This window comes from Bacteroides propionicigenes (assembly GCF_018390535.1).
In the GTDB taxonomy this organism is placed as follows: Bacteria; Bacteroidota; Bacteroidia; order Bacteroidales; family Bacteroidaceae; genus Bacteroides; species Bacteroides propionicigenes.
In genome coordinates, this window is record NZ_JAHBBW010000001.1 from 617,352 (window position 1) to 629,228 (window position 11,877).

The 11,877-nt window shown below is 46.5% G+C and carries 10 protein-coding genes, 1 tRNA gene and 1 pseudogene; 4 read left to right on the plus strand and 8 right to left on the minus strand.

Annotation, left to right across the window (positions count from 1 at the left end):
* Positions 1–12: 12 nt before the first annotated feature.
* Positions 13–1,209: pseudogene (locus KG118_RS02650) on the minus strand (phosphoribosylaminoimidazolecarboxamide formyltransferase); the annotation flags it as partial.
* A gap of 87 nt (positions 1,210–1,296) precedes the next feature.
* A tRNA-Gln gene (locus tag KG118_RS02655) sits at positions 1,297–1,370 on the minus strand.
* 219 nt (positions 1,371–1,589) lie between these two features.
* Between KG118_RS02655 and rsfS the strand changes: the two genes are divergently transcribed.
* Genes rsfS through KG118_RS02670 form a run of 3 tightly spaced genes read left to right on the plus strand, consistent with a single transcriptional unit; the run spans position 1,590 to position 4,874 of the window.
* Positions 1,590–1,949 carry a ribosome silencing factor gene (gene rsfS, locus KG118_RS02660; protein WP_009122981.1) on the plus strand — a complete coding sequence of 120 codons (360 nt, stop codon included), beginning with the start codon at positions 1,590–1,592 and terminating at the stop codon, positions 1,947–1,949.
* Positions 1,950–1,958: 9 nt separating this feature from the next.
* Positions 1,959–4,022: an ATP-dependent zinc metalloprotease FtsH gene (ftsH, locus tag KG118_RS02665; RefSeq protein WP_117711044.1), complete on the plus strand. Its 2,064-nt coding sequence runs from the start codon at positions 1,959–1,961 to the stop codon at positions 4,020–4,022.
* Between the two features lie 12 nt (positions 4,023–4,034).
* Complete coding sequence (locus tag KG118_RS02670) at positions 4,035–4,874, plus strand: phosphatidate cytidylyltransferase (protein ID WP_117711043.1); 840 nt, start codon at positions 4,035–4,037, stop codon at positions 4,872–4,874.
* 91 nt (positions 4,875–4,965) lie between these two features.
* Here the strand turns inward: KG118_RS02670 and KG118_RS02675 are convergent, their stop codons facing one another.
* The 3 genes from KG118_RS02675 to surE form a co-directional block, all read right to left on the minus strand.
* Positions 4,966–5,709, minus strand: a complete 744-nt coding sequence (locus KG118_RS02675; protein WP_117711042.1) for a NigD1/NigD2 family lipoprotein — start codon at positions 5,707–5,709, stop codon at positions 4,966–4,968.
* Positions 5,710–5,806: 97 nt separating this feature from the next.
* On the minus strand, positions 5,807–6,955 hold the full coding sequence (gene lpxB, locus KG118_RS02680) for a lipid-A-disaccharide synthase (protein ID WP_117711041.1): 1,149 nt from the start codon (positions 6,953–6,955) through the stop codon (positions 5,807–5,809).
* A gap of 44 nt (positions 6,956–6,999) precedes the next feature.
* A complete protein-coding gene (surE, locus tag KG118_RS02685) occupies positions 7,000–7,764 on the minus strand; it encodes a 5'/3'-nucleotidase SurE (protein WP_117711040.1) in 765 nt (254 codons plus the stop codon).
* 107 nt (positions 7,765–7,871) lie between these two features.
* Here surE and KG118_RS02690 point away from each other — a divergent pair, with 107 nt between their 5' ends.
* Positions 7,872–8,345, plus strand: a complete 474-nt coding sequence (locus tag KG118_RS02690) for a DUF456 domain-containing protein (protein WP_117711039.1) — start codon at positions 7,872–7,874, stop codon at positions 8,343–8,345.
* Between the two features lie 22 nt (positions 8,346–8,367).
* On the opposite strand, the gene KG118_RS02695 is transcribed toward KG118_RS02690, so the two are convergent.
* From KG118_RS02695 to KG118_RS02705, 3 genes are all read right to left on the minus strand, one after another.
* Positions 8,368–10,224 carry a PL29 family lyase N-terminal domain-containing protein gene (locus KG118_RS02695; RefSeq protein WP_117711038.1) on the minus strand — a complete coding sequence of 619 codons (1,857 nt, stop codon included), beginning with the start codon at positions 10,222–10,224 and terminating at the stop codon, positions 8,368–8,370.
* Positions 10,225–10,252: 28 nt separating this feature from the next.
* Positions 10,253–10,465, minus strand: coding sequence for a hypothetical protein (locus KG118_RS02700; protein WP_117711037.1), 213 nt, complete (start codon positions 10,463–10,465; stop codon positions 10,253–10,255).
* A gap of 881 nt (positions 10,466–11,346) precedes the next feature.
* The coding region (locus KG118_RS02705; protein ID WP_213388342.1) for a PD-(D/E)XK nuclease domain-containing protein at positions 11,347–11,877 on the minus strand (531 nt) is incomplete at its 5' end.

Sequence of the window (11,877 nt, forward strand, 5' to 3'; positions counted from 1 at the left end):
TAAGCCAGCATCTTAATGGTGGAATAAGCGGATACCCGTAAACGCCATTGCAATACCGTACTTATCGCAAGTCTCAATAACATGATCATCGCGCACCGAGCCTCCGGCCTGCGCTATAAACTCTACGCCACTCTTGTGCGCACGTTCAATATTATCACCAAAGGGGAAGAAAGCATCAGAACCCAGTGCAACCCCTTTTAAAGTATCCAACCAAGCACGCTTCTCTTCACGGGTCAGTATTTCCGGCTTCTCCGTAAAGAATTGTTGCCAAACGCCGTCAGCCAATACGTCATCATAATCGTCACTGATGTAAACATCAATCGTATTGTCACGGTCGGCACGGCGTATCTTCTCAATCCAAGGCAGACTCAATACTTTCGGATGTTGGCGCAAGTACCATATATCAGCTTTATTTCCTGCCAGACGGGTACAATGGATTCGGCTTTGTTGACCGGCACCAATACCAATCGCCTGACCGTCTTTCACATAACACACGGAATTAGACTGAGTATATTTCAAAGTGATAAGCGCTATCATCAAATCACGCTTGGCAGCTTCGGAGAAATTCTTATTCCGGGTAGGAATAGTAGCAAACAGCTCCTCGCCATTCAATTTTATCTCATTTCGTCCTTGCTCAAAAGTAACTCCAAACACATCTTTATGTTCAATCGGAGCCGGTTTATAAGCCGGATTAATCTTGATTACATTATAAGTTCCCTTGCGTTTGTTTCTCAATATTTCGAGTGCCTCATCGGTATATCCCGGAGCAATTACCCCGTCTGAAACCTCACGATTGATGAAACGGGCTGTAGCCTCATCGCATACATCACTCAAAGCTATGAAATCGCCATAAGAAGACATACGGTCAGCGCCACGTGCACGCACATAGGCATTGGCGAGCGGTGAAAGAGGCAGATTATCAACAAAGTAAATCTTTTTCATGGTTTCGTCCAACTCCAATCCGATAGCGGCCCCTGCCGGACTCACATGTTTGAATGAAGTAGCGGCCGGCATCCCGGTAGCTTCTTTCAATTCTTTCACCAATTGCCACCCGTTCAAGGCATCCATAAAATTGATATACCCCGGACGTCCGTTCAAGACTTCGATAGGCAACTCTCCCTCCTGCATAAAAATGCGGGCCGGCTTTTGATTAGGGTTACAGCCGTATTTCAACGATAATTCTTTTGCCATAATTAGTAATGTTTGAGTTGCTGCAAATTTACTCTTTTTTACCCAATAAAAAAACCCACTAAATTATGATTTTAGCGGGTTCTTTAGCTTTAAATATATGTCTTATGGTTGGGCTACCTGGATTCGAACCAGGAATGACAGGACCAGAATCTGTAGTGTTACCATTACACCATAGCCCAATTGAGCATCACATTTCTGTTTTGCGGTGCAAAGATACAAAGTTTTCCATAATCCAAAACATTTTCTGTTATTTTTTTCATTAAAATCTGATAAGACACCATGACACAAAGAATTATATACCTAAAAAAAAACAAAAAATGAAAGACTTTTTCCCTTTTGCGTGTTTGATATAATAAATCAACGTATATTTGTCACCTGTTTAATATTAATAATGTGTAATGAACGAAGCTAAAAAATTAATTCAACAAATAACAGAAGGTATTCAAGATAAAAAAGGAAAAAAAATCGTCATAGCAGACCTTACCCAAATAGACGATACAATATGTAATTATTTCGTCATCTGTCAAGGAAACTCTCCAAGCCAAGTAAGCGCCATTGTAGATTCTGTAAAAGACTTCACCCGTAAAGGGGCGAACAGCAAACCTTTCGCAGTAGACGGTTTACGTAACGCCGAATGGGTAGCCATGGACTATTCCGATGTACTGGTTCACGTTTTTCTGCCGGAAGCGCGTGACTTCTACAATTTGGAGCACCTGTGGGCAGATGCCAAACTAACTCAAATCCCCGATCTCGACTAATTTAGACTTATGGACAATAACAGCAATAAAAAGCCCGCTAAAACCAATATGCCCAAGTTCAACTTGAACTGGTTGTATATGATTATAGCCATGATGTTACTGGGACTGTACCTCACCAACGAAAGCGGTACAGCCAGCAAAAACATCCCCTACGATGAATTTCAGGAATACGTACGTAACGGCTACATAAGCAAAGTGACCGGTTATGACGACAACTCCGTAGAGGCATACGTCAAGCCGCAATATGTACCCAATGTATTCAAAGCAGATTCCAGCCGTGTAGGCAAGAATCCTCTGATTACGACAGAAGCTCCCTCACGTGAAAGTCTGGGTGACTTCCTGCAGAAGGAAAAAGACGAAACGCGTTTCGACGGCTCCATCAGCTACGAAAAGAAACGCAACTACTTCGGTGCAATCCTTTGGCAGATATTGCCGTTTGCATTCCTTATCGGTTTCTGGATATTCCTGTCCCGCCGCTGGAGCGGCGGTGGCGGCATGGGCGGCGGTGGCGGCATCTTCAGTGTCGGCAAGTCCAAAGCACAGCTGTTTGAGAAGAACTCTCCGGTAAAGGTAACCTTCAAGGATGTAGCCGGACTTGCAGAAGCCAAACAGGAAGTAGAGGAAATCGTAGAATTCCTGAAAGAGCCGCAAAAATATACAGACTTGGGAGGTAAGATACCTAAGGGTGCATTGCTCGTAGGCCCTCCGGGAACAGGTAAGACGTTGTTGGCAAAGGCGGTAGCCGGAGAAGCCAACGTACCGTTCTTCTCATTGGCAGGTTCCGATTTCGTGGAAATGTTTGTCGGTGTAGGCGCTTCCCGCGTCCGCGACTTGTTCCGCCAAGCCAAAGAGAAAGCGCCTTGCATTGTATTCATCGACGAGATTGATGCAGTGGGACGTGCGCGTGCCAAGGCAGCCGCTATGGGAGGTAACGATGAACGCGAGAACACACTGAACCAATTGCTGACCGAAATGGACGGTTTCGGTTCCAACAGCGGTGTCATTATCCTTGCCGCAACCAACCGCGTGGACGTTTTGGACAAAGCATTGCTGCGTGCCGGACGTTTCGACCGCCAGATACACGTTGATTTACCGGACTTGAATGAACGTAAAGAAGTATTCGGCGTACATCTGCGCCCCATTAAGATAGACAATACGGTGGACGTAGAGTTACTGGCCCGCCAAACTCCGGGTTTCTCCGGCGCCGACATCGCTAATGTCTGCAACGAAGCCGCCCTGATTGCCGCCCGCCATGGAAAGAAGTTTGTAGAAAAGCAAGACTTCCTGGATGCGGTAGACCGTATCGTAGGCGGTTTGGAAAAGAAAACCAAAATTACGACTGAAGAAGAACGCCGTTCCATCGCCATACACGAAGCCGGACACGCCAGCATCTCATGGCTGTTGGAATACGCCAACCCTCTGATTAAAGTAACAATCGTTCCACGCGGACGTGCCCTCGGCGCTGCCTGGTATCTGCCCGAAGAACGCCAAATTACCACCAAAGAGCAGATGCTGGACGAAATGTGCGCCACTTTGGGAGGACGTGCCGCAGAGGACTTATTCATCGGAAGAATCTCAACCGGCGCAATGAACGACTTGGAACGTGTAACCAAGCAGGCTTACGGCATGATTGCCTATTTGGGCATGAGTGACAAATTGCCGAATCTCTGTTACTACAATAACGAAGAATATTCTTTCAACCGTCCGTACAGCGAAAAGACTGCCGAGTTGATTGATGAAGAAGTGAAGCGTATGGTAAACGAGCAGTACGAGCGTGCCAAAAAGATACTTTCCGACAACAGAGACGGCCACAACAAGTTGGCTCAACAGTTGATAGACAAAGAGGTCATCTTTGCGGAAGATGTGGAAGAAATCTTCGGCAAACGCCCGTGGGCTTCCCGTTCCGAAGAAATCATCAGCGCCGGCAAAACCTCCAAAGAGCTGAAAGAAGCCGAAGAGCAAGAAGCCGCCAAGGCCAAAGAAGCTGAAAAAGAGGTGAAAGAAGAAGAAAGCCACAACACAGAGGCTTCCAACAATACCGATAATACGGATAATACCGAACCAAATAATTAAAACGAAAACACCTTGAAAAACAATTTCATACAACGTGCAATTACAGGTGCATTATTTGTAATCATACTGGTGGGCTGTATCCTTTACAGCCCCCTCTCATTCGGAATTCTGTTCACCATCATCAGTGCATTGAGCGTGCATGAATTCGCCCATTTGGTAAACAAAAGCGGTGAGGTCAGTATCAACAGAACGATTACCGCTTTAGGCGGAGCTTATCTGTTCCTTGCACTCATGGGATTTTGCACATCCGCCATTGATGCGCGTGTATTCCTACCTTATTTAGGCCTATTGCTCTATTTGATGATTACGGAGTTATATCTGAAAAAGAAGAATCCCATCGGCAACTGGGCATATTCCATGTTGAGCCAGTTATACGTAGCCTTGCCTTTCGCATTACTGAATGTGCTTGCTTTCCAGAATTCACCGGAAACAAGCAGCGTAACCTACAACCCCATCCTGCCGCTTTCCATCTTTGTATTCATCTGGCTGAGCGATACAGGGGCATATTGCGTTGGCTCCCTAATAGGCAAGCATCGTCTGTTCGAACGTATTTCTCCCAAGAAATCATGGGAAGGCAGCATAGGCGGAGCGATTTTCTCCATCGCCTCTTCCTTTGTATTTGCCCGCTTCTTCCCTTTCATGTCTATGTGGCAATGGGCAGGACTGGCAGTTATCGTAGTCATTTTCGGTACTTGGGGAGACCTGACCGAATCGCTGATGAAGCGCCAACTCGGCATCAAAGATTCCGGCAACATCCTTCCGGGACATGGCGGAATGCTCGACCGTTTTGACAGTGCACTAATGGCTATCCCCGCAGCGGTAGTCTACCTGTATATATTGACAATGATTTAACAAGAAACCATTATTTCAGGCACGAATTACACGGCTTTTCACGGTTCTCTTCAAACTTATCCGTGTTTTCCGCGTAATTCGTGCCTATTTCCTATCTCAGCTGCATTTTCGACAAATCAACATCACGCATATCCTTCGCGTTATCATCGGCGCTCTTAAAATCGAATGTCAGTTCCACTTCGTCATTTACCTCCGAATTAAGTTTCAGCTTAATGCCCTTTGTCTCTGAGGTCACATTGAGACTGTTCAGATTATACGATACCGCACCGTAGTCACGCAGCCCCGTCACATCATCATAGTCGTTATAGCGGAGTTCCAAATGTATGTAGCCGTCCTCTCCGTACAAATCCGCATCGTCTTGCGGACGCACCAGACTGATACGATGTTTATTCTTGGAAGGCAGGTTCTGCATGAATATGATATTCATATATCCCCCGCTAATGCCGATATCCCCCTTAAATATCAGAACCGGGTCATTACCGAACTCTTCCTCGGTTTCAGGAGTCAATGTCTCCACTTCCTTAGTCAGCACATCATGCAGGCGCAGAAGCTTCACGGCATGATCGTATCCGTCAAATCCATCAGACAAAGGATTAAACACAGTAATCACACGTTTTCCGTCAACCGGTTCATACCATCCTAAATCCGTATTCACGGGCCAAAGCGTTCCCCAAGCATCACAGTCCAGATAAAAAGCATTTCCCGTGACACGCACCGTAGCCCATAAAGGCGGAGTGAAATCACCGATTGAATATCCGTCGTTGTCATCACAGGATTGCAGTGCAGGCATTACAGCCAGACAAACTGCCATAAATAACCAATGTAGCTTTCTCATAATTAAAGTCCTTTCGTTTATTTCTGTATAGAAAATACAAAAGCCGGGCATTTACTGCACCGGCTTCATTCCTTTTAACAAGAAATTAAATATCATCCTATTTTTTGAAACGTTTCTTAAGCAATGCTGTCATCTTCTTGGCGGCACGTTCGGGCGCTCCCGCTTCTCCCAAGCGGGATGCCATGTATTCGTAACCGTCGAGCATCTGTTGGCGATACTTCTTATCATATAAAATACGTTGAAGTTCCGCCCTCACCTGCTCCACCGTCATGGTGTCGGCAACCAGTTCTTTCACGACCTCACAATCCGCAATAAGATTAACCAAAGAAATATACTTCACTTTTAAGATATGCCGTTTCAAGAAAGCGATAATCTTTCCTATCGGCGTATGGTAGCATACCGCCTGCGGAACCCGGAACAATGCCGTTTCCAATGTTGCGGTGCCCGAAGTTACCAGTGCGGCTTCCGCATTCCGAAGCAAGGGGAAAGTACGGTTAAAGATTATTTTTACATCCGAACTGCCGACATATTCCTTGTAATATTCCGGAGAAATGCCCGGAGCTCCCGCCAGCACCAACTGATAATCGGGGAACGAAGCGGCAGCCCGAATCATATCCGGCAAATTATCCTTAATCTCCTGTTTGCGGCTACCTGCCAACAACGCAATGACAGGCTTTGAAGAAAGACCGTTGGCACGCCGGAATTCATCCGAGGTTTCAGCATAAACGGCTTGAAATGCGGTAACCTCATCCATTGTCGGATTACCGACATAATGTATGGGATAGCGGTGCTTGCCTTCAAAGAACTCCACTTCAAACGGAAGGATAGAGAACAATTCATCCACATCCCGCTTGATGTTCTTGATGCGGTATTCTTTCCACGCCCATATCTTGGGAGAGATATAGTAATACACCGGTATTTGCGTGCGGGCATGAATAAACTTGGCAACATTCAGGTTAAAGCCGGGATAGTCCACCAGAATAAGTACATCCGGTTGCCAGGCCACAATATCTTCCTTGCAGCGCTTCATATTGGCGAAGATGGTGCGCAGATGCAGCAAAACAGGAATGAAGCCCATATATGCCAATTCCTTATAATGCTTCACCAACGTTCCGCCCACAGCAGCCATTAAGTCACCGCCGAAGAAGCGAAACTCGGCTTGCGTATCTTCCGCTTTCAAAGCACTCATCAGGTGCGACGCATGCAGGTCGCCGGAAGCCTCGCCGACAATCAAATAATACTTCATAAATGCCTATATTTAAATACCTTGCTACGTTCTGAAGGCATCCGTTAGAACCAAGCCTTCAATTCGTCTATCAAGCCGTATGCAGTTACATCTACGGTAGTCGGAGTAATCGCCACATAGCCGTTCTCAAGCGCCCAATGGTCACTCTTTTCATTTCCCTTTTCAGACTCTTCAAACTCGCCGGTTAGCCAGTAATAGTGCGCATCACCTCTGTGGGCGAAGTTCTCCCATTCATTTATCCACTGGCCTTTGGCCTGTTCGCAAATTTTCACTCCTTTCAGTTCCTTTGTATCAGGGAAGTTGACATTAAGGCAAGTCAACGGCGGCAAGCCTTTTTCCAGCACCTTGCGGGCTATCTCGCGGATATATGTTCCTGCCGGTTCAAAATCGGCATCAGGTTCGTGGTTGCATAATGAAAAGCCGATAGAAGGAACACCTTTCAGGCAACCTTCGATAACAACACCCATTGTACCGGAATAATGTACATTGACCGAAGAATTATCGCCATGATTAATACCGCCCACTACAAGGTCGGGCTTGCGGTCGAGCACCGTATGAAAAGCCAGTTTGATGCAATCGGCCGGTGTACCGGAGCATTTATAAACCGTCAGCCCCACATCCTTACGGAGCAGCTGATAGCGGATAGGCTCTGTCACAGTCAGCGCACAAGCACTGCCCGAACGTGGCGCATCCGGAGCCATCACCACAATCTCGCCCAGCGGACGAAGAAACTTTATCAACTCGCTAATTCCTTTCGCAATGATGCCGTCATCATTGGAAATCAATATTAAAGGTCTCTGATTTTCCATATTCCAATTAATTTATTGCTTGCAAAATTAGCGAATTTTCTCATAACATTTTCACCTTCTCAATATAAAATCATACATTTGAGCCCTAATCACAACCCACTGAGACAATGGATATCCTGCTTATTATCATAGGTGCTTTATGCTTGCTTGCCGGACTGGCGGGCTGCATACTTCCCGCCATACCCGGTCCGCCCGTAGCCTATGCCGGTTTATTACTGTTGCACTTCACCGACAGAGTGCAGTACTCCACCACGCAATTGCTACTATGGTTGCTGATTGTAATCATCGTGCAGGTGCTCGACTACATCGTCCCCATACTGGGTAGCAAATACAGCGGAGGCACCCGGTGGGGAACACGCGGATGCCTCATAGGAACTATCATCGGGCTGTTCTTCATGCCTTGGGGCATTATCCTCGGCCCGTTCTTAGGCGCATTCATAGGAGAACTTTTCGGTGGTAGAGAAACCGGTCAGGCATTAAAGTCCGGAGTTGGTTCTCTACTCGGATTTCTGTTCGGTACGATACTGAAATGCGTTTTATGCGGATACTTCGTATGGGAATTTGTAGCGGCATTGGTATAATAACTGCGCACCCACGGTATATTTAAAAAGCGAGTATCGGACGCAACAACACAATATTTCCAACCCTCTTATCGTAGTTCAATACATAGCCATTGGGCATATTCACAAACAAAGCGCACTTATCCGGGTAGAGCCAGCCCTCCGAAGAGGACCAGTAGGGAAAATCATTTATCTGCACGGCAACAGTACTGCCCAATGCGTTTAAAGCATTGTTGACTATTTCAAAATTATCAGTATCGGATGATGAACCATTGGGGACACCTTCATCGCTCAATTCATTCCAACCCGAACAAAGGGTGGACAACTCTTTGACAGAGGGAAGATACCAACCGCTACTACCCGTGGGGGCTTTGGGCAAAATCCTGTTGTTATCTGCATCGGTACAGGTATTCTCGCCGATGACGCTGACGGCGGTAACAAGAGCATCCCCGCTTTTACCCTTGTTGTACTCACGAATCACTTCTGTATTATTGTATCCAAGCATCTGATTGACAGTTCCGCTTGTGCCCTTAGTGGCGGTTATGTCGGTATAGCCGCTCATGCTATTGTTTCCTATCCGAACACCAAAAGCTCCCCATTTTACAAAATCATAGCTTGCATCTTTCAAGGCAACAACCAAACCGTGAATGTCGCTACTATTGTAATTATTAGCATCACCGCCACCTAACTTTGCTTTCAGTTGCCCGTCATTTTTTGCTACATCACCCACGTAGAATACGACACCGATAGGAGTCTTACTACTGATGATTTGACTGGAAATGCCACCGTCACTGTAATAATAGTCGCCGGCAATAGGGGTAATAGCTGTACCGGCTTTCAGTGCACGACTGGACACAATCTTGCCGCCGTCACTGCCAACAAGGGTCACTTCGAGCAATGCACCCTCGCTCGCTCCAATACTTGTAGGAGTATATACGGTTACTTTGGCGTCATTATTACAGACACCGTCTGTAAATGTCGGCTTCGTCACCTTGACTCCCCACGGGTCTGCGGCGGCACGCGTCTGAATATCTGTATTCGTGCCCTTGTTGCTGATGATTTGAGCCATGACAGCCGTATAGTCATTCTCTTTGAAGCCGCCGGGGAGCACAAGAGGGATTTCCGTTGTAGTTTTGGTGATAATCAGTGCAGAGTTGCTTTGGGATTCCGCATCGCTACCGATGTAGAAAGCCTTGTAGAGGGGAAGCTTTATCTCTGTGGCGATAGCAGTTCCCTTCGCATCCGTATTGGTGATGGTGACGATAATGGGGTTACTACTGTCATTTACCGTTATAGAACAGGAAGTACCGTTATTTCCGTTAGTACCGTCCTTACCGGTAGCCTTTATGCCTGTTGGCGTCCAGTTACTGCCGCCATCTGTGGAAATCTCCCATTCATTATTGGTTGCATTGATTCTGACTTGCGGGGCAATACCGTTGTCACCCTTTTCCCCCGCATCGCCTTGCTCGCCTGTCACACGTAGCGGGTTGCCGTTATTGTCCTTTATATACTCGCCGTCCAAAGTCCAGTAATAGACGCCGCCGTCTTCTTTGACACCGATATTGGGGACATTGCCGGAGGTACCTGCATCGCCTTTATCTCCTTTGTCGCCCTTAGCACCGTTCCTGATGGTTACAGCCCCGCTTTTCAGGAAGTTTATCACGTAGCCCGAACCGTCGGACAGTTCGCTGACACCCGTCACGTAGTCCTTATCCTCAAGGGCGGAGACAAGGCTTTGAATACTTGAGATTTGTATGTTGACTGTCTTCTGCCACTCTTCAAGGGCGGAAAGGCGTGCGTCGATGCGTGCTTGTTCAGCGCGTATCTCGGCGAGGTCTTGCTCGCTACAGCCGCAAAGGGTCAGGGTGGCAGCAAGCAATAAGAATAGAAGCTGTTTCATAAGGATAAGTGTATTATTGGTTGATAAGTTATTTCAGTTTCCACAACACGCTGTTCTTCAGTTGCAGGCTCCAAGCGGGAGCGATGTGGTAGCGCAGGGACAATGCGCCACCCAAACCGAGGGAAAGGGGTACGGGGCTTTGTTGTGCGGCGGCTTGCAATGTCATAAAAGGAGAGAACGACAGGAACACCGCCAATAGTCTCGTCAGAATACGAGTAGAAATACATTTTCTTTTCGTCATGTGCCATAGTGTTAAGTTAAACATACAAAAAAGGACGCGAGCAGCTATATTTATTCTAACACCAGGCCTTCGCATTGCCCAACCAATGAATAAACAGCAGCCACTCACGTCGTTTTTGTATATAGATACTTCTCTACCGGGTTTAATCGGCAGAGAAGCAGGTCTATAAACACAGACGCAAGCGTTGTTGTTGTCATCTTCATTGGTTCTCAAAGTTGCGAAGTTTGATGTTAGAAGATAATTTCAATAACGCTTTCCAATAAAAAACAGCCCCATTGCACCCAATAGGACTATTGCAAAGATAAACAGTTTTTTGTTACAAAGGACGGAATTGTCCACTTTTTATTTGACTTTATTTAAGGGTAAAGTTGGCCTGTTTATTATTCACCGACACCCTTTCCACCCTCTGCACACACCTGTTCATGAGAGATAGCGGGTGGAGGGGGGGGGGGGAGGTAATGACGCACGTTGTCTCTCCAAATGACGCATCTCAGTGCCCGAAACCACGCATCTCAGTAAGGCAAACCACAGGCATTTGGGGAGGTAATGTGCGTCAATTGAGGAGATGACGTGTGGCATTACCCCCTTCCACCCGCTATTCCCTATGGATAGGGATTTGTGGAGGGTGGAAGGGGGATAAGAGAAGAGATTCTTCGTCGCAAGCTCCTCTGAATAACAGGTCGGATAATGTGTATTGATAAAACAGATAATGTATTTCAATGAAACAGATAATGTATTTCAATGAAACAGACCATGCGTTCTAATGAAACAGATAATCTGTTTTTCTACGATGATGAATCCGTTTGATATACTTGAAAAAAATGTTTGATGCGCTTAATTATTCGATTTGATGTACATCAAACGCCGTAAAGAAGCATACCCTATTGGAGTTCCTCTACCACCCAACGTTCAATATTGCGCGTGGTATTACTGAAGTTCACCCCTATCTTGAGCACTTTGCGGCTGTCCGCGGCAAAAGGCAACGCATACTGCTTATCATTGATTTGATGCAAAGCCTCTTCGGCAGTGCCATCCAGTTTGAACTCCATGACATAAATGTACTTGTCGGTTTGCAGCACCAAGTCTATTCTGCCCTGCGAAGTGTGGTATTCCGCTTTCACATAAAAGCCCACCAGCTTAAAGACGATGAAAAGTACATTCTGGTAGTGCAGCTCCAAGTCCTTCACCAGTTCGTAAGGCGTATCGGCAAAGAAACTTTGCAGACGACGGAAGAAAGCGTCCGGCTCACCCGCACGTATCTCCTGTACGAATCTTTGTATTTCAAACGGCGCTTCAATCTTATTGAAACGAGTATAATAAGGGATAAGGAACTTCACAAAACCCTCCTCCACCTCACGATTAGGAAAACCGAGACGGTAAAGGCCAAACTCTTCATTATACCCCTTTATCGT